Source organism: Kribbella sp. NBC_00382, assembly GCF_036067295.1.
Lineage (GTDB): Bacteria > Actinomycetota > Actinomycetes > Propionibacteriales > Kribbellaceae > Kribbella.
Window position 1 is genome coordinate 7,946,387 of record NZ_CP107954.1, and the last position, 26,026, is coordinate 7,972,412.

Annotated in this window: 19 protein-coding genes; 9 read left to right on the forward strand and 10 right to left on the reverse strand. The window is 65.6% G+C overall.

All coding sequences use genetic code 11. The features are described from left to right. Positions 1-27: 27 nt before the first annotated feature. Together OHA70_RS37270 and OHA70_RS37275 are read left to right on the forward strand one after the other, a co-directional pair. On the forward strand, positions 28-1,224 hold the full coding sequence (locus OHA70_RS37270) for a serine hydrolase domain-containing protein (RefSeq protein ID WP_328326131.1): 1,197 nt from the start codon (positions 28-30) through the stop codon (positions 1,222-1,224). A 10-nt stretch (positions 1,225-1,234) separates the two neighbouring features. Then, positions 1,235-1,393, forward strand: a complete 159-nt coding sequence (locus OHA70_RS37275; protein WP_328326133.1) for a GNAT family N-acetyltransferase — start codon at positions 1,235-1,237, stop codon at positions 1,391-1,393. Here OHA70_RS37275 and OHA70_RS37280 read toward each other — a convergent pair. Together OHA70_RS37280 and OHA70_RS37285 are read right to left on the reverse strand one after the other, a co-directional pair. Beyond that, entirely contained in the window at positions 1,390-1,959 is a 570-nt protein-coding gene (locus OHA70_RS37280; protein ID WP_328326135.1) for an SMI1/KNR4 family protein, read from the reverse strand. The two genes, OHA70_RS37275 and OHA70_RS37280, sit on opposite strands and share 4 nt — an antisense overlap. 45 nt (positions 1,960-2,004) lie before the next feature. Beyond that, positions 2,005-2,520: a LysM peptidoglycan-binding domain-containing protein gene (locus tag OHA70_RS37285; RefSeq protein ID WP_328326137.1), complete on the reverse strand. Its 516-nt coding sequence runs from the start codon at positions 2,518-2,520 to the stop codon at positions 2,005-2,007. A 388-nt stretch (positions 2,521-2,908) separates the two neighbouring features. On the opposite strand from OHA70_RS37285, the gene lexA reads away from it, so the two are divergent. The 3 genes from lexA to OHA70_RS37300 all read left to right on the forward strand — a co-directional run bounded on the left by lexA (position 2,909) and on the right by OHA70_RS37300 (position 6,794). Next, complete coding sequence (gene lexA / locus OHA70_RS37290) at positions 2,909-3,682, forward strand: transcriptional repressor LexA (RefSeq protein WP_328326138.1); 774 nt, start codon at positions 2,909-2,911, stop codon at positions 3,680-3,682. Between the two features lie 48 nt (positions 3,683-3,730). Next, positions 3,731-4,243, forward strand: a complete 513-nt coding sequence (locus OHA70_RS37295) for a glutathione peroxidase (RefSeq protein WP_328326140.1) — start codon at positions 3,731-3,733, stop codon at positions 4,241-4,243. A gap of 256 nt (positions 4,244-4,499) precedes the next feature. Next, entirely contained in the window at positions 4,500-6,794 is a 2,295-nt protein-coding gene (locus OHA70_RS37300; protein ID WP_328326142.1) for a hypothetical protein, read from the forward strand. Between the two features lie 55 nt (positions 6,795-6,849). Here OHA70_RS37300 and ligD read toward each other — a convergent pair whose 3' ends face one another. From ligD to secD, 3 genes are all read right to left on the reverse strand, one after another. Further along, positions 6,850-7,911 carry a non-homologous end-joining DNA ligase gene (gene ligD, locus OHA70_RS37305; RefSeq protein WP_328326144.1) on the reverse strand — a complete coding sequence of 354 codons (1,062 nt, stop codon included), beginning with the start codon at positions 7,909-7,911 and terminating at the stop codon, positions 6,850-6,852. A gap of 5 nt (positions 7,912-7,916) precedes the next feature. Continuing rightward, complete coding sequence (locus OHA70_RS37310; RefSeq protein ID WP_442913915.1) at positions 7,917-9,893, reverse strand: ATP-dependent DNA helicase; 1,977 nt, start codon at positions 9,891-9,893, stop codon at positions 7,917-7,919. 177 nt (positions 9,894-10,070) lie between these two features. Beyond that, on the reverse strand, positions 10,071-12,368 hold the full coding sequence (gene secD / locus OHA70_RS37315; RefSeq protein WP_328326146.1) for a protein translocase subunit SecD: 2,298 nt from the start codon (positions 12,366-12,368) through the stop codon (positions 10,071-10,073). 263 nt (positions 12,369-12,631) lie between these two features. Between secD and OHA70_RS37320 the strand changes: the two genes are divergently transcribed. Continuing rightward, positions 12,632-13,819, forward strand: coding sequence for a S8 family peptidase (locus OHA70_RS37320; protein ID WP_328326148.1), 1,188 nt, complete (start codon positions 12,632-12,634; stop codon positions 13,817-13,819). A 58-nt stretch (positions 13,820-13,877) separates the two neighbouring features. Here OHA70_RS37320 and OHA70_RS37325 read toward each other — a convergent pair whose 3' ends face one another. Together OHA70_RS37325 and macS are read right to left on the reverse strand one after the other, a co-directional pair. Further along, complete coding sequence (locus OHA70_RS37325) at positions 13,878-14,507, reverse strand: response regulator transcription factor (RefSeq protein WP_328326150.1); 630 nt, start codon at positions 14,505-14,507, stop codon at positions 13,878-13,880. Continuing rightward, the gene (gene macS / locus OHA70_RS37330) at positions 14,504-15,661 is read right to left on the reverse strand and encodes a MacS family sensor histidine kinase (protein WP_328326152.1); all 1,158 of its coding nucleotides are present in this window, start codon (positions 15,659-15,661) and stop codon (positions 14,504-14,506) included. Before macS ends, OHA70_RS37325 begins: the two co-directional genes overlap by 4 nt. A gap of 238 nt (positions 15,662-15,899) precedes the next feature. On the opposite strand from macS, the gene OHA70_RS37335 reads away from it, so the two are divergent. After that, the gene (locus OHA70_RS37335; RefSeq protein WP_328326154.1) at positions 15,900-18,278 is read left to right on the forward strand and encodes an immune inhibitor A domain-containing protein; all 2,379 of its coding nucleotides are present in this window, start codon (positions 15,900-15,902) and stop codon (positions 18,276-18,278) included. 75 nt (positions 18,279-18,353) lie between these two features. Here OHA70_RS37335 and hflX read toward each other — a convergent pair whose 3' ends face one another. Together hflX and dapF are read right to left on the reverse strand one after the other, a co-directional pair. After that, a complete protein-coding gene (gene hflX / locus OHA70_RS37340; RefSeq protein WP_328326156.1) occupies positions 18,354-19,844 on the reverse strand; it encodes a GTPase HflX in 1,491 nt (496 codons plus the stop codon). Positions 19,845-19,926: 82 nt separating this feature from the next. Then, complete coding sequence (gene dapF / locus OHA70_RS37345) at positions 19,927-20,769, reverse strand: diaminopimelate epimerase (protein ID WP_328326158.1); 843 nt, start codon at positions 20,767-20,769, stop codon at positions 19,927-19,929. A gap of 30 nt (positions 20,770-20,799) precedes the next feature. Here dapF and OHA70_RS37350 point away from each other — a divergent pair, with 30 nt between their 5' ends. Together OHA70_RS37350 and OHA70_RS37355 are read left to right on the forward strand one after the other, a co-directional pair. Beyond that, positions 20,800-21,078, forward strand: a complete 279-nt coding sequence (locus tag OHA70_RS37350; RefSeq protein WP_328326160.1) for a hypothetical protein — start codon at positions 20,800-20,802, stop codon at positions 21,076-21,078. A gap of 462 nt (positions 21,079-21,540) precedes the next feature. Further along, the gene (locus OHA70_RS37355) at positions 21,541-23,940 is read left to right on the forward strand and encodes an SIR2 family protein (protein ID WP_328326162.1); all 2,400 of its coding nucleotides are present in this window, start codon (positions 21,541-21,543) and stop codon (positions 23,938-23,940) included. Positions 23,941-24,063: 123 nt separating this feature from the next. On the opposite strand, the gene ggt is transcribed toward OHA70_RS37355, so the two are convergent. Further along, entirely contained in the window at positions 24,064-25,938 is a 1,875-nt protein-coding gene (ggt, locus tag OHA70_RS37360) for a gamma-glutamyltransferase (protein ID WP_328326164.1), read from the reverse strand. Positions 25,939-26,026 lie beyond the last annotated feature (88 nt).

A 26,026-nucleotide genomic window follows, 5' to 3' on the forward strand; every position in this document is an offset into this window, starting at 1 on the left:
AACAACCGCCCAGCAGGGAGTGTCGCCATGTCTTTCACCCACACCACCTCCACCCGTACTCCGCGGCTTCGCCGACGTACCGCGCTCGCCACGGCCGCGGTCACAGTCAGCCTGGTCGCGGCTGCCGTGGTGTCCGCCACGCCACCGGCCGTTGCCGACAGCAACCTTGTCGCGGGCCGGTCCGGCGATGTCGTACAGCAGGGTCTGAATCGGCTGGTCAAGGACGACAAGTTCCCGGGCGCGCTGGCCGCCGTACGGGATCGCGATGGGCGTACCCACAACTACACGGCCGGGGTCGCGGACTTGAAGACCCACGCGAAGGTGCCCGTCGACGGACAGGTCAGGATCGCCAGCAACACCAAGACGTTCGTCGCGACCGTCGTGCTGCAGCTGGTCGGTGAGGGCAAGGTCGAGTTGGACCAGCCGATCGAGAAGTACCTGCCGGGCGTGGTTCGCGGCAAGGGCATCGACGGGCACAACATCACCGTCCGCCAGTTGCTGCAGCACACCAGCGGCCTGCCCGACTACGACCAGGACATCGCTGCCGACTACCTTCCCCGGCAGCACACGTACTTCGAGCCGCGACAGCTGGTCGATCTGGCACTGGCTCACGGAGCTTCGTCTGCGCCTGGTACCGAGTGGAGCTACAGCAATACCAACTACATCATCGCGGGGCTGATGGTGCAGAAGGTGACCGGGCGTCCGCTCGGCGAGGAGATCACCAAGCGGGTGATCAACCGGATCGGGCTGCGGCACACCTACTGGCCGGCGGTTGGGGACCAGACGATCCGCGAGGCTCACCCGAAGGGCTACTGGATGACGGAGCCCGGCAAGCCTCTGGTCGACGTCACCGAGCAGGAGCCGTCGATGGCTTGGGCGGCCGGGGCGCTGATCTCTACGCCCAGCGATCTGAACAGGTTCTTCAGCGCGCTGATCGGCGGCAAGCTCCTCGCGCCCGCTCAGCTCGAGCAGATGCTGACGACTGTCGAGGCTCCGGACGCTGGTCCGCGTGGCGCGGCGAGGTACGGGCTCGGCATCCAGACCTTCAAGCTGAGCTGCGGAGGCTTCGCCTGGAGCCATGGCGGCGACGCGCCGGGCTACGAGACCCGCAACGCCATCACCACCGACGGCCGCCAGGCAACCGTCGCGGTCACCACCCTCCCGACCAGCCTCGAGCTGGCCACCGCCGTCGAGGATGTCGTCGACGCCGCGCTTTGTGACTAGATTCCCAGGAATGATCGAGCAATTCCGCACGGACCGTCTGATCATCCGGCGGTTCAGCCCTGCCGACCTGGATGGTTTCTGTGCCTATCAGGCCGATCCGCGGGTGCGGAGGTATGTGCCGGGTGATCCGATGGACGTCGGCGCAGACCAGCTGATCGTGGAGGCCTAGGAATTCCAGGGCAGCAGACGCTGGGTTCGTAGCTCGGCGAGCCCTGGGTCGACTGCGAGGGTGGTCGCCTGGTCGAACGGCCAGCGTGGAGTCGGGTCCAGCTCTGGATCCTGGTCCTGCGCCTCGAGCAGGTACTGGCGCAAGAAAGTTGGCAGGTCCGAGGCGATCGCATAGGCGAGGGTCTCGTAGTCGGACTGGTCGACGAAGAAGATTGCGTCGCCTGGGTGGTGGGATCGACTGGCGTCGAGGATGTAGTAGTCGCCACATCCGTCTCCAGCTACCGGGATCCAGCGGCGGTCGCGCCAGCTGGGCCTGTCCTCGATGTACGAGGAGATGTCGAGGAAATTCCTGCGGCCGGTGAGATTGGCACCGAAGAGGCCGCCTGGGCCGGCGAAGCTCCCGTTGCAGACCGAGAGCCAGCTTGTGAGTACTTCGGGGAGGTCGAAGCCGAGGTTCTCGCGGAGTCGGCTCAGATCGGCGGCTGTCGCTCCAGCCGGCGGCCAGTCGACGTCGGGCGGGAGATCAGCCTCGGCGATGAGCCTCAGGACGTCGTCGAATTCGCTCACCGCACGAGCGTCGCCGATGGCCGGGTCAAGCGGTGGCCGTACGGGTCAGCGGATGGGGATTTGGAGGGTTTGGCCGGGGACTACGTCGGTGGGGGTGTTGAGGTTGTTGAGGTCGGCGATCTTTTCGACTACCAGGGCGGGGTTTTCGGTGGGGTTGGTTTCTTGGGCGATGGACCAGAGGGACTGGCCGGCGCCTACCTGGACCTGGATGGTGTGGTCGAACTGGGGTTGGGGGTCCAGGACGCCGGCTACTCGGAGGCCTAGAACTGCGATGGCGGCGCCGAAGATCAGGACTGAGAGGGTGGTGAGGAGGAGTTTGCCTCGGCGGGTCAGTTGCAGAGCGGAAGGCTCGATGTCTTCTGACCAGGCGGCGCGGCGGGTGGTGCGGGTCGCGGGGCGGGGCTCGCGGAGGAGGTCGGTGCCGGAGCAGGCGCGAACCGGGATCGGCTCGGTGGTGGTGCCGGGGATGCGGCGGCGCCGGCGGGTTTCGCCGGGCTGTGTCACCTCGGGCGTCATCACATCTGTTGTCAGGGCTCCTGACGCCAGTGCCGCTGTGCTCATCGGATCCTCCAGACTCGATTGATACATCTCCCACCCCGCCGCCCCGCACTTGTCACGGGCCAACTTCGGTGTTGATCTCTGTCTACCTGGGGGCTCCGACAGTTTTCGTCGGGACCACCTCCAGCGACCAACCCGAACACCTGTTCGATCGAACGCCTGTACGAATGATTAACCGAACCACCCGCAGGACGCAACCATTTCCAACCAGGACACGCCGCAGAAATTCCCGGCCGCCGGGGCTCTATAACCTGACACGCGAACAAACGTGCGAACCGACACGCCTTCGAACAGATGTTTGAAGAATCTCAGGATTCGGTCTACGGTCTTCTCAATCGACAAAGCCTGGCCGGTGCCCTACCACCGGCCCGACCCGAGGAGAAGCCTGACCATGGCCAGGACGCCGAGCGGTTCCAGCAAGGACGATCGACCTGTCGCGGGAGCAGCCGCCAAGACGGTCTCCGAGCTGCCCGACGGTCCGGCCGACGCGACCGGTCTGACCCCTCGGCAACGCCGGGTGCTGGACGTGATCCGTGATTCCGTCGACAGCCGCGGCTACCCGCCGTCGATGCGCGAGATCGGCGAGAAGGTCGGCCTGACCAGTTCTTCCTCGGTCTCCCACCAGCTGAAGGTGCTCGAGCAGAAGGGCCTGCTGCGCCGCGACCCGAACCGACCGCGCGCGATCGAGGTCCGCTACCCCAACGAGGTCGCCGACGTGGCCCGCCGGGGTTCGGTCGGCGCCGTCCGGCAGACGTCGTACGACGAGACCGGCGCGGGCGACGCGCACCCGGACGCGGTCTACGTCCCGGTGGTCGGCCAGATCGCCGCCGGTAACCCGATCCTCGCCGAGCAGGACATCGAGGAGGTCTTCCCGTTGCCCAGGGCAATGGTTGGCGAAGGCACCTTGTTCATGCTGAAGGTCAAGGGTGAGTCGATGATCGACGCGGCCATCTGCGACGGCGACTGGGTGGTCGTGCGGCAGGAGCAGACCGCGGAGAACGGTGACATCGTCGCCGCCATGATCGACGGCGAGGCGACCGTGAAGACGTTCAAGAAGACCGCCACCGAGATCCTGCTGCTCCCGCACAACCCGGCCTTCGAGCCGATCGACGGCAAGGACGCGGTCATCCTCGGAAAGGTCGTAACAGTTCTGCGGCGTGTCTGACATCTCAGACGGCGCGCGGACTCGCGCGTGTCGTGTCAGGATTGAGTTATGACGACTGTCTATGACTTCAGCGCCACCCGGATCGAAGGCAATGAACAGTCTCTTTCCGATTTCCGCGACCAGGTGCTCCTGGTGGTGAACACGGCTTCGCAGAGCAGTCAGACGCCGCAGTACACCGGACTCCAGAAGCTCTACAAGACCTACCGCCGACAAGGGTTCTCGGTCCTCGGGTTTCCCTGTGACCAGTTCGGTCACCAGGAGCCCGGCGACGAGATCGAGATCGCGAACTTCGTGTCGACGATCTATCACGTCACGTTCCCGATGTTCGCCAAGATCGACGTGAACGGCTCCAAGACACCGGAGCTGTACAACTGGATGAAGCGTGAGCAGGGCGGACTGCTCGGGGGCCGGATCAAGTGGAGCTTCACCAAGTTCCTGATCGGCCGCGACGGCGGAGTGATCGCGCGCTACGCGCCGACCGCGACGCCGGAGAAACTGACGGACAAGATCGAGGCCGCGCTTGCGGTGCCGGCTCCGAGCCGGCGCGAATCAGGCGACTGATTCACCGGCGGTAGCTGGCATCGATTCCGGGACACCCCTGGAATCGATGCCGTTCTTTTGTCTGCGACAGTGAGTCATCCCCCGTCGCACTGCAAACCAGAAAAGCACTCCCAGCGGCGGCACAGCCATGCCGTCAGCCGGCTCACTGATCGTTTGGACAGTCTTACGGTCATGTCCGAAATAGGTGGCCGCAGCCTGTAGACGTTCCGGTCAAGACCGCTTTATGGTCGGTGGAACCGTCGCAGGGAGAACCGCCATGATTCCGCGCCGCCGCCCGCTTCAGCGCGCCCTGAAACTGCTCGCAACCCTCGCCATCCTCAGTACCGCCGCCATCCCGCTGACCGCCCAGGCGACCCAAGCGGCGTCACCCGATCCGGTCAAAGACCTCGGCGCCCCGCTCAGCTCATTGACCGTGATGGAGGGCGCCTTCGGCCATGAGCCCGACGGGCGCGACGTCGTTTACGCAGTACCGGCCGGTGAGAACGCGGCGCTCAACGTCGTCGACCTGCACAGCCGCGAACTCCTCCGCGCGATCCCACTTCCAGGGGCAGCCGGCGCGTGGGCGATCACCGTCGCGACCGACGGCAGCGTGTACGTCGGCAGCTACACCAACGCACACCTCTACCGGTACCGCCCCGACACGCACACGGTCACCGACCTCGGCCAGCCGATCCGCGGCGAGACCTCCATCTACGGCCTCACCTCCGGCCGCGACGGGGCGGTCTACGCCGGAACGTTCCCCAATGCCCATGCCTTCAAGTACGACCCGGTTGCCAACAAGGTCACCGACTACGGCTCGTTGGACCCGGTGCAGCAGTACGTCCGCGCCACCGTCTACGACCCCGACCACAACGCGCTGTACGCCGGCCTGATGACCCCGGTGGCCAGGCTGATCCGCATCGACCTCAACACCGGCGCCAAACAGGACGTCACTCCCCCGGGGCTGGTGGCGAAGGACTTCCAGGACCTCGACTACGCGGACGGTCGCGTCTTCGGCAACGCCAGCAACCACCTGATGGTGCTCGACGCGACCACCCAGCAGCAGATCACCTACACCGACGCCGCGACCGGTACTCCGGTCAACGACTACCCGATCGGCGCCCGCGGCGTCTCGAACGCCGGCCCCGGCGGCGTCTACTTCACCAACAACATGGCGCTCATCCGGTACGACACCGCCACGGACACGGTCGGCCGGGTGCCGTCCGGCGTCCAGCTCGCTCGCGGTGCTGCGATCGGCTACGGCTGGTACACCGAGAACGGCCGGCCGATGCTCTACGGGCTGGGCGGCAACTACTCCGGCGGTACTTGGCGCTACGACCCGCAGACCGGAGTACTGGATCAGTGGACGTCACCGTTCCAGTACGTGGGCGCCCCGTTGATGCACACGATCGCGGACCCGGTCACCGGCAAGATCCACGTCAACGCGTTCCTCAACGGTTCCACGACCAGCTACGACCCCAAAACCGGGCGCGCGACGCTGACCGCAAGGCAAGGGCAGGTCGAGGGCTGGAACTGGGACTCCACCAAGAACCTGTATGTCGGGGTCTATCCGTACGGCCAATTGTCGATCTGGAATCCGAATGCCCCCGAGAGCCCGGCCAATCCACGGGTGCTCTTCCAATTGGTCGACAGCGATCTGCAGAACCGTCCGGTAGCAGTCGTTCCGAAGGGCGATCGCGTCTATCTCGGAACCACTCCCGGGTACGGAGAGTACGGCGGCGCCCTGACCGTCTACACCATCTCGACCGGCCACCTGTCCGTCTTCCGCAACGTCGTCCACGACGAGACGATCGCCTCGGTCCTGCCCGTCGGGTCACAGGTGTGGGCCGGCTCGAGCATCGACAGTGGGCAGGGCACGGACCCACGAACCACTGAGGCGCACTTGGTCAAGGTCGACCCGACGAGCGGCGCGGTGAGCGTGGACGTCGTACCGGTGCCAGGCGCGGCCAGTATCACTGAGCTGAGCATCGGGCCGGACGGCAACATCTGGGGTCTGGCCGACGGTACGGTCTTCGTCGCCAACCCGACGACGGGCGAGGTCATCCGCCGGATCCCCGTCTTCAACGGCAAGACCGGCTCGGCAGACGGTGCGTTGTCATGGCGTGATGGCTACCTGTACGCCGTAACGGGCAGCCGACTGTTCGTCGTGGACAGCCTGAGCGGCACCACGACCGTCATCCGCGATCGTGGCCTCTACCGGCTGACCCAAGCGCCGACCGGCATCTACTACATGCTGCTCCGGCCGGATGGTTACACGAACCAGACCAACCTCGCGTCCTACACGCCGCCGGCCGATCCCTGCCCCCATTCGGATCTGCGGCCGACCGTGTGGACCGGCAACATCGACAGCCATGTGGTCAATCGCAACCTGCGGTACGGCTGCACGCTCATCGATGAACTGCCGAATGCCGAGGCCGATTGGCCGAGCCATAAGGCGTACGTCACCGCCGTCGGCAGCAAGACGAGCCAGTTGGTGCAAGCCGGCTCGATCACCTACGCCGAGGGCTACGACATCCTGGCAGCCGCCAACCGCTCAGCCGTCGGGCGCTAACGCGTCGGACGTCAGGCGCCAACGCGTCGGGCGCTAGTCCTCCGAGATCGAGGAGCTACCGAACGACCGAGTCCGGATCGATGTCCAGCCGGAGCCCTCGCCAGACGGGATGGCGGAGGCGGCCGTCGCCGGCCCAGCCGGAGTAGGTGACCTCAGCGACCAGGAGCGGGTCGAGCCAATGCGCGGCCCGCCGGTCACCGCCTGGGATGGTGGAGGTGTCGAACGGCGAGGTGTCGATCTCGAGAGCGGCGAGTTCGGCACCCAGCACCTCCAGCATCGCGAAGTCGAGCCCGGAGCCGACCTTGCCGATCAGCACCAGCTCCCCGCCCGGCGAGTCGTAGGCACCGCAGTACAGAGAGCCGATCTTGCCTTCGCGGTTGCCTTCGCCGGGATGCCAGCCGCAGAGGATGACGTCGCGGGTGAGTACCGGCTTGATCTTGATCCAGTCGGAGCTGCGTTTGCCTGGTAGGTACCGCGATTTGCGTCGCTTGGCGACGACGCCCTCCAACCCTTGTGAGGACGATAGGTCGAGCGCCTCGTCCGGATCGGAGTACGCCGGTGGGATCTCCCAGAACGGGTCGCCGAGGTCGAGCGAGTCGAGCAGCGCCCGACGATCATCATATGTTGCCTCTAGCAACGACTCACCGGCGTACCGGAGTACGTCGAAGACCCGGACCGAGACCGGCACCTGGTTGATCAACTGGGCCAGATGCCGCGGATCGCGCACATGCATGCGCCGCTGCAGCAATCCGAACGACGGCGCGCCGGACTCGTCGAGCGTGACGATCTCGCCGTCCAGTACTGCGGGCAGCTCCAACCCCGGCGCCTGCGCGAGCCCGAGCAGCTCCGGATAACCCCCCGACACGTCCCGGCTGTTGCGGGACCACAACCGGCAGCCGGTCTCGTCGACCTCGGCGATCACCCGGATGCCGTCCCACTTCAACTCGTACGACCAGCCCGCCCCGGACGGCATCGTCCCGAGCGCCGCCATCATCGGCAGCACCGGAGGAACCGTCCCAGCCATCGGACGTGTCACCCGATCCCCTGCAGTCGCGAGCAGGTGCTCGGTGAGGTGCCGTGCCGAGTGCCGCGCAGCACGCAGGGGATCGGGTGACACGTCCGCTAGTCCTGGAGTCTCTTCAACGCGGCGAGCACCTTCTCACGATCGGCGGTCGGCCACATCGGGGGCAAGGAGGCGCGCAGATAGCCGCCGTATCGAGCGGTAACGATGCGCGGATCGAGAATCGCGACCACACCTCGGTCCGAAGTCCGGCGGATCAACCGGCCGGTCCCCTGCGCGAGCAGCAAGGCGGCGTGCGTCGCGGCGACGGCCATGAATCCGTTGCCGCCCGCCTCGTCGACTGCCCGTTGACGCGCCGCCATCAACGGCTCGTCGGGGCGCGGGAACGGCACCCGGTCGATGATCACCAGGTTGCAGGTCGAGCCCGGTACATCGATGCCCTGCCACAGCGACAGCGTCCCGAACAGCGACGTCTCGGGGTCGTCCACGAACTCCCGCGACAACTCCCCCAGCTGCGCATCGCCCTGGCACAGCACCTTCAGGTCGGTCGCCTCGCGGACGGCAGCCGTCGCCGCCTCGGCCGCACGCCGGGACGAGAACAAACCGAGTGTCCGCCCACCCGCGGCGGTGATCAGGTCGACGATCTCCTCGAACTGCTTCTTGCCGAGCCCGTCGCGATGCGGCGGCGGCAGGTGCTTGGCGACGTACAGGATGCCTTGTTTCTCGTACTCGAAGGGCGAGCCGACGTCGAGCCCACGCCACGGCAGCGGCCCGGTCTCCGACTCGGTGTCGACGGAAGGCATCTCGTCGTCGCCAACAAGCTTGTCCGAAGGCCGCAGCCCCACCTGCCGGGCGATCGCGTCGAAGTCGCCGCCGAGGGTGAGCGTCGCCGAGGTCAGCACGACGGTTCGGTCCTTCAGCACCAGCTCGCGCAACAGACCCGCCACAGTGAGTGGGGCGATCTGCAGCTGGCGGCCGAATCGTTCCCGATCGACCATCCAGACGACATCCATGTCGTTCAACGCCGCGACCCGCTCGGCGACGTCGAAGATCTCCTTGACCGCACCCTTCGACTGCCGTTTCGCGCCGTCGGGGTCGTCGTCCTTGTCGTCGGACTTCTTGTTCAGATCGGAGTAGACCGACCGAGCTGCGTCGCGAACGAGCGCGGCCGCCTCCAGTACTACGCCGTTGGCCGCCTCGATCCGACCCTCGCGGGTCTCGTCGAGCGCGGCCCGGAGAGCGTCCGACGCATCGATCAGGTCGTCGGCCTTGTCGTCGTCGATGAATCGGCGAGCGCGTTTGGCAGCTCGCTCGACCATCTGCGGGGACAGCTCGTCGCCGGCCGCGCCGGTGACTCTGGCCGGCAGCTCGTGCGCCTCGTCGACGATCACCACGTCGTGCTCGGGAAGCACGGTGCGGTTCTCGAACGCGTCGATCGAGAGCAGCGCGTGGTTGGTGATCACGATGTCGGCCTTGCGCGCCTGCTCCTTGGCCTTCTCGGCGAAGCATTCCTCGCCGTACGGGCACTTCTGCGCTCCGAGGCACTCACGGGCGGCGATCGCCACCTGCTGCCAGGCCTGGTACTGATGTGAGGGCGCGTGGTCGCGGTCGCCGGCCTCGCCGTCGATGAGCTGCTGCTCGGCCCAGTCGCGCAACTCGAGCACCTGCTGGCCGACCGGACCGGCCGGCGGCATGTCGATCAGCATGCCGTCGTCGTCGGGGGCGCCCTCACGGATGCGGTGCAGGCAGGCGTAGTTGTTGCGGCCCTTCTGGATCGCGTACGACGGGCGGCGCGGGAGCAGCTTCTCGGTGGCGTCGAGCAAGGCCGGCACATCCCGGTCGACCAGCTGCGACTGGAGTGTCAGGGTCGCCGTCGAGACGACCACCCGGCGGTCCTCCACCGCGTGGATCAAGGCAGGCACCAGATAGCCGAGCGACTTGCCCGTCCCGGTCCCGGCCTGCACCAGCAGATGCGATCCGTCGTGCATGGATCCGTTCACCGCTTCGGCCATCTCGACCTGGCCCGGACGCGTCTGTCCGCCGATCGCGGAGACCGCAGCCTCCAGTAGTTCCCGCACATCTACACCCACCGCATCACCCTAGCCGCAGCCAACGACATTCTTCGAAGCCGGATCGCGAGGCCTGTGGACAACCAGTTGAGCGGGCGGCCGCAGGTTTAGGGAAAGCGAGGGGTTGTCGGTGAGCGCGTCGATGCGGGTGGGGGGAACGGGAGGCCGCGAGGTGGTGCGGGGTGGTCAGACGACGGCGCCGCGGTCTGGTTCGGCGTCGCGGTCGCGTTGTTTGACCTTCGGGCGGGGCGGGGGCGCCGGGTAGCGCTTCTCCAGCTCGACCAGCAGCGGTGCTGCAGTGAGGTTGGAGGAGTAGGTGCCGACCAGGATGCCGAGCAGCAGCGCGAGCGCGAAGTCGCCGAGCGATTCGCCTCCCAGGAAGAGCAACGCGGTCAGGATGAACAGCGTGCTGATCCCGGTGTTGATGGTGCGCGGCAGCACGTTGATGATCGCCGTGTCGACGACCGGGCCGAGGCTCTCCGTCGAGCGCGCGTTCCGCGTCTCCCGGATCCGGTCGAAGACGACGACCGAGTCGTTCACCGTGTAACCGATGATCGTCAGCATCGCGGCCAGGAAGATCCCGTCGACCGGTTTGCCGGTCCAGGCGAAGACGCCGACCACGACCGCGACGTTCTGCAGCAGCGCCAGCACCGCACCCGCCCCGAAGGTCCAGCGGAACCGGATGGCCAGGTACGCGAGCTGTGCCAGCAAGGCGACGCCAAGTGCGATCAGCGCCTTGTCACGCAGTTCGCTGCCGAGCGACGGGCCGATGCTCTCGTTGCGGATCAGGGTCGTACCGCCGCCGATCTCGGAGATCGAGCCGCGGATCTTCTCGGCCTCGTCATCGCTGATCGTGCCGGTACGGACGGTGATGTCGTCCGTCCCCGAGGACTGGACGATCGCGTTCGGGTAACCCGCCTCGGCGACCGCGACCCGGGCCTGGTCCGGGCTGATCGGCTGGGCCGTGCTCACCTCGAGCAACCGGCCGCCGGTGAACTCGATCCCGAGGTTCAGCCCGCGGATGCCGACGCCTGCCACGCTGACGATGATCGCGACCGCGGTGATCACCAGCCAGCGGCGGCTGTGCTTCATCAGCGGTGGCTTCTTGGCCTCCAGCCAGGTCCGCACCCGGCCGTGCCCGGCGATGCCGCTGAGCCCGGGCCGGTTCAGCACGAACTTACGGGAGACGACGAACTCGGCCAGCACCCTGGTGATGACGAGCGCCGACAGCATGGACGCGATCACACCGATGCTGAGGGTGACGCCGAAGCCGCGGACCGGCCCGGCGGCCAGGAAGAACAGCAGTCCGGCCGCGAGCAGAGTGGTGATGTTGGAGTCGGCGATCGCGGACAAGGCGTTGTCGAAGCCGCTGCGCAGAGATCTCCTCAGCCCATCGGTCCGGCCCCCGATGTAGTCCTCGCGGGCTCGCTCGAAGACGAGCACGTTGGCGTCGACCGCCATCCCGATCGCGAGCACGAAGCCCGCGAGGCCGGGCAAGGTCAGGGTCGCGCCCATCAGCGTCAGCGCGGCGTACGAGAGACCGGCGTAGGCGATCAGGCCGAAGACGGCCATCAGGCCGACCAGCCGGTAGACGATGGTGATGAACAGGGCGGTCAGCGCGACGCCGATCAGGCCGGCCAGCGCGCTGGCCTGGATCGCGTCCTTGCCGAGCGACGGGCCGACGACGCGCTGGTCGATCACCTTGACCGGGACCGGCAGCGAGCCGCCCTCGATCAGCGCGGCCAGGTCCTTGGCCTCTTCCTCGGTGAAGCTGCCGGTGATCGTGCTGGTCCCGCCGCCGATGCCGATGTTGCAGAGCTGGCTGCCACCGCTCGGGTCGACCTGTGGGGCGCTGATCACCTCGTTGTCGAGCACGATCGCGACCTGGCGCTTCGGGGTGTTGACGGGCTCACAGGCGGCCTTGCCGGTGATGTTGGCCCAGATCTTGCCGCCGTCGTCTTTGAAGTTCATCTGGACGAACCAGCCCTGCGCGACCTGCTGCGGATCGATCAGGCCGTCCGCGCCACTGATCTTCTCGCCGGTCATCGCGGGCTTGGCCAGTCGCAGGAAGCCCGGACCGTTGTCGCTGGGCAGGTACAGCTCACCCGCCGCGGGCGTGGCCGGCTTGGTCTCGACCACGTCGAGCACCTCGTGGAAGGTCAGCTGGGCGGTCTTGCCGATCACCTTCGCCGCCTCGCGCGGGTCCTGTACTCCCGGCAGTTCGACGATGATCCGCTTCTCGCCCTGCCGGCTCACGCTCGGCTCGCTGACCCCGAGCGCATCGATCCGGCGCCGTAACACCTCGAGCGACTTGTCGGTGGTCTCCTTGTTCGCCTTGACCGTCGGCGAGTCGCTCGCCTCCAGGACGATCTGCGTTCCTCCGCGCAGGTCGAGGCCCAGTTCGGGCTTGGCCGTCAGGACGACGTACGTGGACGCCGCTAGGACGAGGAACGCGAACAGAGCGCGAACCAGGGACGACTTCACTTTGGAGCCTCCGCAGAGTGTTGGCACCTGTCAGTACAGGTGTCGTGACACAGAGCTATCCACTCGGGTGTGGAAGGCACAGTGTACGAACGCGCACAAGGGCTGTCACCGCAGTGCCGTGGCAGTAGTGGGCTGCCTGATTGATTGACGGGTCAGGTGAGGAAGCCCTAACTTCACTCGCACTCACTCCGTAGTCCCTCGTGGACCGAGTGTGATCACCCCTCCGCCCCGGTGGGTGATTCAGAGTTCCCCAGGAGGAACCCGTGCGTCGAAGCATCCGTCTGACCCTCGCCGCCGCCATCGTGCCAGCGATCGCCTTGACTACCGCTCTGAGCAGCGCCAGCGCCGCTCCCGCGCCCGACCCCAGCGGCCGGATCATCCTGATCCAGCCGGCGTCCGCCGACCCCGGTGTCACCCCGGTCAAGGACACGTACATCGTCGAACTCAAGCAGGGCAGCCAGCTCGCCAAGATGAAGCTCGGCTTCACCCCGCAGCGCCAGTTCAGCACCGCGGTGAACGGCTTCAGCGCCAAGCTCACCGCCGCCCAGCTCGCCGCTCTGCAGAAGAGCCCCGACGTCGTCGCCATCTCGCAAGACGTGTCCTACAAGGCGATCGACACCACCCAGACCAACCCGCCGTCATGGGGTATCGACCGGATCGACCAGCGCAACCTGCCGCTGTCGAACTCGTTCACCTACACCCGCACCGGCAGCGGCGTGAACGCGTACATCATCGACTCCGGGATCGACGCCGGCCACCCGAACTTCGGCGGCCGGGCGACCTTCGACTTCAACGCGATCGACTCCAACAACACCGACTGCCTCGGCCACGGCACCCACGTCGCGGGCACCATCGGCTCCACGTCGTACGGCGTCGCCAAGGCGGTCCGTCTGCACGGGGTGAAGTGGCTCAACTGCGCAGGCAGCGGTACGGCGTCCGGTGCGATCGCCGCCGTCGACTGGGTCACCGCCCACGCGGTGAAGCCAGCCGTGGCCAACACGTCGTGGAACTTCCCGGCCAACACGACGCTGGAGACCTCGCTGCGCAACATGATCCGGTCCGGCGTCTTCCTGGCCACCTCGGCGGGCAACACCGGCGCCAACTCGTGCAACCTGCTGCCGCGCAAGATCGAGACCGCCCTGGTCACCGCGGCCTCCGAGCGCAACGACGCCCGCGCGTCCTACTCGAGCACCGGTGCCTGCGTAGACGTCTACGCGCCGGGCTCGGCCATCATCTCCACGCTGCCCGGTAACACCACCGGCTCCTACAACGGCACCTCGATGGCCACGCCGCACGTCGCCGGCGTCGCTGCCCTCTACCTGCAGACCAGCCCGTCGGCCGCCCCGGCCACGGTCAAGTCCTACATCGAGAACAGCGCCACCCCGAACGTAGTCAGCGGTGGCACGACCGGCGGCACCGTCAACCGCCTGCTGTTCAGCAACGGCCTCTAAGCCCCTGCCGAGGGTACGCCGTACCGGCTCCGCCCCGACCGGTACGGCGTACGCGGGGCTACTCGTCTATTCCGTTCTCGATCGCGTAGCGGACCAGCTCTGCGCGGTTGTGGAGCTGGAGCTTGCGCAACGTGTTCTGTACGTGGTTCTCGACTGTCCTGTGCGACAGCACCAGCCGCGTAGCAATCTGTCGGGCCGTGAGCCCTCGCGCTACCAGGCGTAGTACCTCTGTCTCGCGCTCGGTCAGCTGCGGCACCTCTGGCCCAGCTCCCAGCCGCCGGTACTCCCCCAGCAGCAACCCGGCCAGTCCTGCGCTGAATACGGCGTCGCCTTCGGCAGTACGGCGTACTGCGTCGTCGAACTCGTCCACTGATGCCGACTTGACCAGATACCCCGAGGCGCCGTTCTTCACAGCAGCCAGTACGTCGGCCTGCTCAGCGCTGGCCGACAGGACGAGTACCCGAGTGTCCGGGAGCTCCGCAGTGATCTCCCGGGTCGCATCGACGCCGGAGCCATCGCCCAGCTGCAGGTCCATCACAACCACGTCAGGCCTGGTCGCCAGGGCGATCTTGACCGCGCTCGCCACGTCCGACGCCGTCGCGCAGACGTCGTACCCACGACTCCCCAGGTCCCGAGCGACGCCTTCCCGCCACATCGGGTGGTCGTCGACGATCATCACCCGGGTCATAGAACACTCACCTTCATCTCCCACTCGGTACCTTCGCCCGGCGCCGTCCGGACCGTGACCTTGCCGCCCAGATCGGCGATCCGGCCGCGAATCGACTGGCTCACTCCGAGGTGTCCGCTGGCGTCGAGCCGGTCCGGAGTCGTCCCGACCCCATCGTCGCGGATCGACAACAACACCTCGGTACCCAGGTCCTCGACCACCACCCACGCCTGCGCGTCCGGCCCGGCGTGTTTGCTCACGTTGCTCAACGCTTCCTTGACGACGGCCACCAGCTCGGTCGCCCTCGCCGTCGGCAGCAGCACCTGACCAGCCGGTACCACCACGTCCACCCGAGTCGTTGCCAGCGGCAAGAGCAACATACAGAGGTCGATCCGGCCGCGATCGCCGGTAACGGCCCGAGTCGCCATCAGGGTGCGCAGGGCAACCTCCTGCTCCGCGGCCAGCGCAGCCAGCTCGACCGCCTCGCCACCGATCGCGTTGCCCCGCCGCTGCACCTGGGCGAGTACCTGGAGCACACCGTCATGGATGGAGCGGCTGAGCCGGAGCCGCTCGGCAGTCGCGCTCTCCGCCGCGATCGCGTCGCGCAGTCGCGTCGTGGCCCGGCGCATGGTGCTGGCGGCGTACCCGACGACCAGGCCGGCGACGAGCAGCAACTGGACGTTGCTGAGGATCCTGGCTGCGTTGTCGACGCCCCGGAGCGAGAGCAGGGCCAGGCTGATCGTCGCGGCGCCGAGCAGGCCGCCGTCCCGACCGCGCGAGATGGCCAGCGCGAGCACCGGGCCCGCTGCCCAGACGGAGGTCAGGACCGAGGCTCCGCCCTGGATGTCCCGCAGCGGCTGGGCCAGCAGCGTCAGATACATACAGCCGACGGTGACAATCAGATCAGCGAATGCCAGTCGCGTATTGCGACGGCCCCAATGCCGGCTGTAACCAATGGACGCAATGACCGTCCAAACACCCATCACGGCCAGTTGAATGACCGCGCCGGACGGCCGCGCAATTCCGTCCCAGCGGCTCCAGACACCGAAACAGGCGAATCCCCAGGTGATCCCCCGGAAGACCACCAGCGCCCGCCACAACGGCAGCATCAGGTCGACCACCTCGCCGTCCGAGCGAGCGGTGTCGGCGCGCAGGCCACCCCGGGACAAGTCCATAGCGCACAGTCTGCCAATCGCCGCCCTCGCGACGCTGCGTCGCCCTACTCCAGTGTGTTGAGTGGTCTTACTCATTGCGTGCGCGCATGTTTCCCCGCTGTTGCGCGGAAAATTCTGCCAAACCACTTCAGCAACGCTGATTTTCCCCGTACTGTCGCGCAGAAGTACACGCTCGGGGGAGCCATGAACACGTCGCGTCACCACGCGCGGCGTGCTTTTTCAGTACAGGGAGGGAATCGTGCGCAAAGTATCCGCCGGGCTGTTCAGCCTGGCTCTGGCGACGACGTTCGGCTTGAGCATGGCCTCAGCCGGCAACGCCGCCCAGCTGCCGGCTGGGGCCGCCGCCGCACCGTCGGTGAGCGAACCCGTAGCCACCTCGGACGAGCTGCCGAACCCGGCCGAGGACAAGCGCCGCGACCTGCGTGAGGAAGCCCTCACCAAGGTCCTGAACGGAACCGCCAAGGCCGAGAAGCGCGGCGCCAGCACGGTCGTCAAGCTGGGCAAGAAGGACGCCGGGGTCAAGGGCAGCCTGAAGGCCGGCAAGACCGCCACGGCGGCCAAGGCCAAGGTCGACCAGTACGTCGAGCTGAGCCGCGAGAAGACCGACAAGATCTTCGTCGTCCTCGCCGAGTTCGGCAACGAGCGGCACCCGAACTACCCGGACAAGGACCAGGCGCCGGCCATCCCCGGCCCGGCCACCTTCGAGGGGCCGCTGAACAACCAGATCCCCGCGCCGGACCGAGCGGTGGACAACTCCACGGTCTGGCAGGCCAACTACGACCAGCAGCACTACCAGGACCTGTACTTCGGCAACGGCAACTCCGTGAAGAAGTACTACGAGAAGCAGTCCTCGGGTCGCTACAGCGTCGACGGCGAGGTCACCAACTGGGTCAAGGTCAAGTACAACGAGGCCCGGTACGGCCGCTCCAACGGCTACCCGTGCGCCGGCAACGTCTGCAACAACACCTGGGCGCTCGTCGCGGACGCGGTGAACCAGTGGGTCGTCGATCAGAAGGCGGCCGGCAAGACCACCGCCCAGATCAAGGCCGACCTGGCGACGTTCGACCAGTGGGACCGTTACGACTACGACGGTGACGGCAACTTCAACGAGCCCGACGGCTACATCGACCACTTCCAGATCGTCCACGCCGGTGGCGACCAGGCCGATGGCGACCCGCAGCAGGGTGAGGACGCCATCTGGTCGCACCGCTGGTACGTCGGTGTCACGGGCGGCCCGGCCACCAACCCGGCCGGCGGCGCGCAGATCGGTGACACCGGCCTGTGGGTCGGCGACTACACGATCCAGCCGGAGAACGGCGGCATCAGCGTCTTCGCGCACGAGTTCGGCCACGACCTCGGTCTGCCGGACCTCTACGACACCTCCGGTGCCGCGGTCGAGAACGGCGTCAACTGGTGGTCGATCATGGCGCAGAGCCGGGTCAGCAAGCCCACTGACGGCGGCATCGGCGAGCAGGCTGCCGACTTCGGCGCCTGGGAGAAGCTGCAGCTGGGCTGGCTGGACTACGAGATCGTCGCGGCCGGCCAGGACCGCAAGCTGGAGCTCGGCCCGCACGAGTACAACTCGACCAACCCGCAGGCCGTCGTGGTGACGCTGCCGAAGAAGCCGGTGACCTCGCCGCTGCAGCCCCCGGCTGTCGGCGCGAAGAGCTGGTGGAGCGGCAGGGGTGACAACTTCAACCGGACGATGAGCCGCCAGGTCGTGGTCCCGGCCGGTACCACCTCCCTCACCTTCCAGGCGAACTATGACACCGAGGTCGATTACGACTACGCCTATGTCGAGGTGAACGACGGGACCGGCTACAAGGCGATCCCCGGCAACATCACCAACCCGGCGACGGGCAACGGCATCAACGGCGCCAGCAACGGCTGGAAGCCGGCCACGTTCGACCTGTCGGCCTACGCCGGCAAGACGATCGGCCTGCAGTTCCGCTACGCCACGGACTCGAACACCGGCGGATTCGGTATCCACCTGGACGACATCAAGGTCACCAACGGCGCCACCACGGTGCTGACCTCGGGTGCCGAGACGTCGCCGGAGGGCTGGACGCTGAACGGCTTCAGCTCGGTGGGGTCGACGCTGACCACGCTGTACGACAACTACTACATCGCCTCGCACCGCAACTACGTCTCCTACGACGAGAACCTCAAGACCGGTCCGTACAACTTCGGTTGGGCCAACACGCTGGGCGACAAGGTGGAGCACTTCCCGATGCAGGAGGGTCTGCTGATCTCCTACTGGGACACCTCGGTGGACGACAACAACGTCAACGTCCACCCCGGTTCGGGCGAAATCCTCCCGATCGACTCGCACCCGACGCCGATCAACCGTCTCGACGGTGGCCTGTGGCGTCCGCGGGTCAGCGGCTACGACGCGCCGTTCGGACTGACGAAGGCCGACTCGTTCACGCTCCACCTGAACGGCCAGGCCAGCTACATCCGCGGCCAGGCAGCTCAGCCGCTGTTCAACGACAGCCTGTCCTACTGGGACGCCACGCAGCCGCAGAACAGCGTCAAGGTGCCGAACAACGGCGTCAACATCCGCGTGACGTCGCGCGACAACACCTCGATCAAGGTCCGCATCTCCAAGCGGAGCTGATCACCGCACGACACAAACCAGCGGCCCCGGGGATTCCCCGGGGCCGCTGGCCTTTGTTCTAGCTGGTACTACGGATCAGGCGGTGACCGCGTACTGCGCGAGATCCCCCGCCAGGTCCGCGTGGACCCGGGCCGTCATCCGCGTGCCGTCACCGGTGTGCTCCAACTGGTCCACCGCGCCCTCGGAGTGGATCCGCGAGACCAGGTCGCCCCGGTCGTACGGCAGCAGCAGCTCGACCGCGACGTCCGGGCTCGGCAGTGACGCCTCGACCAGAGCGCGCAGCTTGTCGATGCCGTCACCCGTGTGCGCGGACACGACGATCGCGCCCGTCTCCCGGTGCAGGATCGGCGCGAGCGCCATCGGGTCGGCCAGGTCGCCCTTGTTGATCACGATGATCTCCGGGACGTCCGAGGCGCCGATCTCGGTGAGCACCTCGCGGACCGCGTTGATCTGCGCGATCGGGTCCGGGTGGGAGCCGTCCACCACGTGCAGCAGCAGGTCCGCGTCCGCGACCTCCTCCAGCGTCGAGCGGAACGCCTCGACGATGTCGTGCGGCAGGTGCCGGACGAACCCGACGGTGTCGGTGAACGTGTAGACCCGGCCGTCACTCGTGGTGGTACGACGCGTGGTCGGGTCCAGGGTCGCGAACAGCGCGTTCTCGACCAGTACCCCGGCGTTCGTCATGTTGTTGAGCAGCGAGGACTTGCCGGCGTTCGTGTAGCCCGCGATCGCGACCGACGGGATCGAGTGCCGGCGACGCTCCTGGCGCATCGTCGACCGGGTGCCCTTCAGGTCCTTCAGCTCACGCCGCAGCTTGGCGATCTTGGTGTTGATCCGGCGCCGGTCGGTCTCGATCTTGGTTTCACCAGGACCACGACCACCGATACCGCCACCTGCCGCACCGACGCGGCCACCGGCCTGGCGGGACAGGTTTCCACCCCAACCACGCAGCCGCTGCTTCATGTACTGCAGCTGGGCCAGCTCGACCTGAGCCTTGCCTTCCTTGCTCTTCGCGTGCTGCGCGAAGATGTCGAGGATCAGCGCGGTCCGGTCGACCACCTTGACCTTCAGCTTGTCTTCCAGGTTGCGCAGCTGGGCGGGCGCGAGCTCGCCGTCCGCGATCACCGTGTCAGCGCCGAGCGACGCGACCAGGTTGCGCAGGTCGGCCACCTTGCCGCTACCGATGTAGGTCGCGGGGTCCGGCTTCTTGCGCCGCTGGATCACGCCGTCGAGCACCTCGGAACCAGCCGTCTCGGCGAGCAGCTTCAGCTCGGCGAGCGAGTTCTCGGCGTCCTCCGCGCTGCCGTCCGTCCACACGCCGACCAGCAGCACGCGCTCGAGCAGCAGCTTCCGGTACTCGACCTCGCTGATGTCCGTCAGCTCGGTCGACATCCCCACCACGCGCCGCAGCGCCTGGCGTTCCTCGAGCTCTAGGCCCTCGGTGTTCTCCTCAGCGGAGTAGTCGTTCTGGTAACCCGACGAAGTGTCCTCGTCGTCGAGCACGTCGTCCTGGAGCAGGTCGAGGTCGACGTCGGTCTCTTCGTATGCGTTCGATTGGGTCGTCATATACCTTCCATCGTGGCACGGCTCACCCACACAGGCGAGCCGATTACCTTTCCAACGACCCCGCGGCGCGCTGAATTCCCGTTCAGGCAGGCAGCCAGGCCCGGTCGAACTCGCCGCGGGCGTGGATGACGGCCGGGCCGGTGAGTTCCAGGTGATTGTCTTCGCGCCAGTTCACGGTGACAGAGCCGCCCGGTACGCCGATGAGGTACGTGACCGGGGTGGCCTGGCGGGCGGCTCGGGCGGCGGCTACTGCGACGGCGCAGGTGCCGGTGCCGCAGGAGCGGGTCTCCCCCGCGCCTCGCTCGTGAACTCGCATCTCGACCTCGTTCGGGCCCTTGCGGACTACGAACTCGATGTTGACGCCTTGGGGGAACGCGGTTGCCGGGGACCAACCGGGCTGGTCGCAGAGGTTGCCGGGCTCGTCGAGCGAGTCGACGAAGGCCACGGCGTGGGGGTTGCCCATGTCGACGTGGATGGCGGGCCATTGGTGGCCGTTCGCCTCCACGACGATGCCTGCGGGGCCGGGGAGGGTGGGTTCGCCCATGTCGACGGTGATGGTGCCGTCGTCGTTGAGCACGACCTCCTTCACCCCGGCACGGGTACCCACCCGGACGGGCTTCTCGCCGACCAGGCCGGCCTCAGCCAGGTACCGGACGAAGACCCGGACGCCGTTGCCGCACATCTCGGCGATCGAGCCGTCGCCGTTGCGGTAGTCCATGAACCAGTCGCCGCCGTCCTCGACGTACGACTGCTTCGACCCCTCGATCACCCGCAGCACACCGTCCGCGCCGAGCCCGGCATGCCGGTCGCACAGGAACCGGACAACACTCGCATCCAGATCCCCGTGCACGGAGCCGTCGGGATCGGGCAGCAACACGAAGTCGTTCTCCGTGCCATGCCCCTTCAACCAGGGGAAAGTGCTCATAGGTAGATCGTACGGGCGTACCGTTTCCGCATGGGTGAGCAGGTGGTCGCGTACTTCTGGGAGCGCGAGGACGCGGATCAGGTGGCCGGGCAGCTTCATGCCGTCGTGCGGCGGGATCGGTTCCAGGGTGAAGACGACGATGAGGACCACCCGTGGATGGTCCTCGTGCCGGCTGACGCCGATCTCGCAACGGTCGAGCCGCTGGTCACGCAGTACGACGGCTGGCTCGACGCGGGTGATGCCGGAGCACCACCGCCCGTCGAGCCGCCGCCGTTGCCTACTGCTCCTAAGAGGTTGAACCGCAGCTAACTAGGAGGTCAACCTAGATGCCTGCTCCGGCTGCGGCGCGGCGCGAGGTCGATCCCCACGCTTGCCGTTGGACCCCTTGGTGAGTTGAAGTCTGTTGACGCAAACCGCCTTGGAGCGGAGCGAAGGTTCAGCGCAGCAACCTTGACAGTTCTATCTCAATCAGGACATAGACCTCAGGACGCGTCGAGCCTCCTGCGCCTCTCGTGCTGGTATGCACTCAGAAAAGACTCGGCCTTATTGACGACCAACTGCCCGATTCAACTAGTCTCAGTTGACCCGATGGTCACCGGTCAGGTCGCATCTCGCCTCGGTCGCCGCGGACGTGCCCCTGATTTTGGTTGGCAGAACCATAGTTGGAGCGAACTGTTGCTGCGCAGTAGCTGATGCCAGCCCGAGGGCTAGACAGCACCAGTGCCTTGCGTCAGGATCAGAGTAAGGGGAAGTACCAATTAGGTGGGGAAAATGCCAAAATCCATGGTCGAACTTGCTCGATGGGCCGAGCCAACATCGACGGTATTGCTTTTAGGCGCAGGAGTATCTGTGCCTTCAGGCGCGCCGAGTTGGACACAGCTCCGCGATAAACTGGTTGCCCGGCTTCGACCTAACCTCTCTGTGCCTGGAGATTTGCCTCTCATAGCTGAGATATTGGAGCGCGAAGTAGGGCGCCGAGCGCTAGTCGAGCAAACAATCCGTCTAGTTGACGTCGACCCTGTCGGCGGTATCCGAACATTACCTAAATTTCCCTGGCGATCAATCTACACGACCAATTATGATCGACTGATAGAGAAATCGGCTGAAGACGCAGGTGTTCAGCACGCTTCAATCCGGTCGCGCTTCGACTTGCCGGAATTGGAGCATCGCGCAAGTCTGCCGATATTCAAGATTCACGGATGCATCAGTCAGGATCGAGTATTCGGGAATCCATCATCAATGATCATAACAAGGGGCGACTACCGCAAGGTGCGTTCCTGGAAGAGTGACCTACTGCGGCGCATGCAGACCGACATGGAGTCTGGTCGCGTCCTGATAATGGGTCAGAGTCTCACAGATCCACACCTTGACGAACTCATCGAAGACGTTCTCGCCCTGCAAGAAGAGATAGGACGGAGAGACAGGGCCGCCGTATTGTTACACAATGCACCCAAAGAAGTCGTCGACATGTTCGAGTCGCGCGGGCTTTCAGTAACTGAAGGCGACATCGACTGGTTCATCTCAGAATTAACAAAGGTTGACAGATCGCCCGGCGGCAAACCCGCCGCACTCATCGAGATCGACGAACCGTTACTTACCGATACATTATCGGCGATTACAATTGATATATCCCACGCAGTCCGCATTGAGACCCCCGCTAGAAAGATGTTTAGCGGAGCACCTGCTTCTTACTACGACATTACCCATGAGCGAACTTTTTTGCGCGATGCTGTATCAGAAATATCCTCACGCCTAGATAGAAATAGTGTTGCAGTGGTTGTTGGTCCAGCCGGGTTTGGCAAGACGACCCTTGCACGACAGGTCGGTCTGAACTGTCGCGACCAAGGCCTTCACGTCTGGGAACACAGGACAGACTTACCACTCGACATCAATGAATGGAGGATCGTAAATCGACGGATGGAAGAGACGAACCAGGATGGCCTTCTAATCCTCGATAATGTGACGACCTATCAACGATCGGTCAATGAACTGCTTCGCATGCTGGCACGTTCGGCCGAATGGCGCCTTAAAGTACTCGTCACCGCTGAACAGCATCGATGGGGCCGTCTTATCAAGCATCAAAAACTACTTGACCCACAGCCGCTCCAGGCACAGCGGCTGTCGAAGGCAGAGATTAACGGCTTGGTCGATCTTGCAAGACGAAGCGAAGAAATCCGCCAGGTCATTCCGGATGAATATTTCTCACTATCCCCCAAGCAGCAGACAACATTCCTTCAACGCCAGTGCGCATCGGATGTATTCATCTGTCTCCGTAACATCTTCTTTAGTACAGGCTTCGACACCATCGTGTTGGAGGAATTCGCCACGCTGGAAGGCGACCTACAAGAAGTTTATAAACTTGTAGCTGCCTTAGAAGCCATTTCCGGCGGAAGCCATCGGCAGCTCATTCTGAGGATGCTCGATCTCGACTATCGTCAGATTTCCGAGGTCTTAGAGGACCTCAGTGGCCTGATGGGTGAGACCTACAGCAATCTAGCTGACGGAATTTTCATCTGGCGCACCAGGCACCCGGAGATCGCCGACATAATCACTCGCTACAAGTACGCCGACCCCGACGATCACCTCGCATTGATCAAGGATCTAATCGCCAACCTACGTCCAACAATTGATATTGAGAAGAATGCTATCCGCGGGCTGTGTAACAGCCCACTCGGGCTAGATTTTATTCGCGACGATGCCGCAAGGCTAGAAATCATCGAACAGTTGGTTGGCATGCTCCCGCAAGACCATGTTCTACGTCACAGGCTCGTTCGCGAGTTCGTACGATCAAACGCGTTCGCTGAGGCTGAGCAGGTACTCGAAAAGGCGATTAAAGACGTCGGAATGGATCCACCGCTGCTGCGATATCGAATCGATTTGCATCGATTGCGAGCCACGGAGTCCTCAAACCTCTTGCCAGAAGACAGAGAGGCACTCTTGCGATGGGCTTGGTCGGAATGCAAAACCGCCTTAGATTACTACTCCGACAATTGGTACACTTATAGGAGTTTGACGGAAGTCGCCACCGACTGGTACTACATGACCGGAGACTACACGTGGCTCGACACTGCACACGTAGAGATCATTGCGGCTCAAGAGCGCCTATACGAGCCTGAGCTAAATGAATACTCGACTCGCATCGAGAGGCTGAAGCGTGACATCTCGAAGTAGTACATCATTACATGTCACGGCACGGTCAACGTATTGCGCGCCATATTTCAGTCTTGCGCCTGCTCAGTTCCTTGCAAGAGAACCGGGAACTGAGCAGGCACAATTATTCCCTATGTTGGCCGACTAACGTGGCCAGAGCTGGTTGACCGTGCCGGCCGCACCGCCACCGCGGCGTTTCGGCTCGGCTGCGGCGAGATAGCCGCCTTGAGGCAGTACTTCGAGCGCCGCGACCGCACCGATCTCGGCGGCCGAAGTGAGCGCGTCACCCGATGGGACCAGCGTGTGTCCGTAGGGCTTGAGCGCAGTCCCGTAGGCGTCGATGAACGGCGGCTCGGCGCTCACGGTCACCGTGTTGCGCTGCGAGGCGCGAGGGGCGGCAATGGCGTCGGGCAGCGTCATCCCCCGGTCCAGCCGGTTGGTCAGCGTCTGCAACACGGTCGTGATGATGGTCGAGCCGCCTGGCGAGCCGAGCGCGAGGAACGGCTTGTTGTTCTTCAGCACGATCGTCGGCGACATCGAGGACCGCGGCCGCTTGTTCGGCTGGATCCGGTTCGGGTCGGCCGGGTCCGGTACCGCCGTGAAGTCGGTCAGCTCGTTGTTCAGCAGGAAGCCACGGCCCGGGACGAGGATGCCGGAGCCACCGGTCTGCTCGATCGTCAGCGTGTACGAGACGATGTTGCCCCACTTGTCCGCGGCCACCAGGTGCGTGGTCGACAGGCCTTCGGTGTCGGCCTTGTCCTCGTGCGCGATACCGGCCGGGCAACCGGAGTACGAGCCGTCCGGCGAACCAGGCTGCAGCGGCTTGACCGATGCCTTGGCCGGGTCGATCTGGCAGGACCGCTCAGCGCCGAAGCCCTTGGAGAGCAGCTCCTTCTGCGGTACGTCGACAAACGCCGGGTCGCCGACGTACTTGCCCCGATCGGCGAATGCGAGCGCTGATGCCTCGAGGTACGAGTGCAACGCCTGCGGGGTCGACTGCGTCGACAACTTCAACGGGGCAAGGATGTTGAGCGCCTCGCCGACCGTCGTACCGCCGGACGAGGACGGCGCCATCCCGTACACGTCAAGGCCGTCGTAGCTGACCTTTGTCGGCTCCCGCTTGATCACCTTGTACTTCGCCAGGTCGGCCGTGGTCAGGTGGCCGGGCATCACCGGCAGCGTCGCGCCCGGAGCCTTCGGCGGCGTCTGGACGACCGTCTGGATCTCCTTGGCCAGCGCGCCGCTGTAGAAGGCCGACGGGCCCTTCTTGCCCAGCAGCTCGTACGTCTTGGCCAGATCCTTGTTCTTGAACACCGACCCGACCAAGGGCGCATCCCCGTTGGGCAGGTACAGCGCGGCCGTCGGCGTGATCGCCGAGAAGCGGGCCTTGTTGTCGAGCGTCTGGTTGCGGAAGGTCTGGTCGATCACGAACCCGCGATCGGCCAGGTCCGCGGCCGGCTTCAGCGCCTTGCCCAGCGACAGCGTGCCCCACGACTGCAGGGCGGAGTCCCAGGTCGCGAGCGTACCCGGGATGCCGACCGAGACGCCGGACGTCACCAGGTCGGGGAAGAACGTGTAGGGGTTGCCGGTCGCCGGGTTGATGAAGGCGTTGGCGGGCATCGTCGCGGGCGCGGTCTCGCGGCCGTCGATCGTGTAGACCTTGTGCTTCTTCGCGCTGTAGTACACGAAGTAGCCACCGCCGCCGACACCGGCGGAGTAGGGCTCGGTCACACCGAGCGCGGCCGCTGTCGCGACGGCCGCATCGACGGCGTTGCCGCCGCGGCGCAGTACGGAGACGCCGATGTTGGTCGCGTCGGCGTCCACGGAGGCGACGGCGCCACCGAAGCCGACCGCGGTGGCGTACTTCTTGGTGGGCTGCGCTGCGTGCTCATCGGTCTGGGTCGCGGCAGCGCCGCTGGAGGTGGGGCCGGTCAGGGCGGCTGCAGCACCGCTCGCTGTCAGGCCACCCAGGACGAGCGCACCCGCTGTCAGGGTGGCGGCCAGGCGTTTCGGGGTCACGGGTCCTCCGCAGGATCGGCGTACAGGGACAGGCCCTTGCCTACCCGCTCAACCGCGTGTCCGCCAGTCGTGGCGCGTCCGTCTTGTC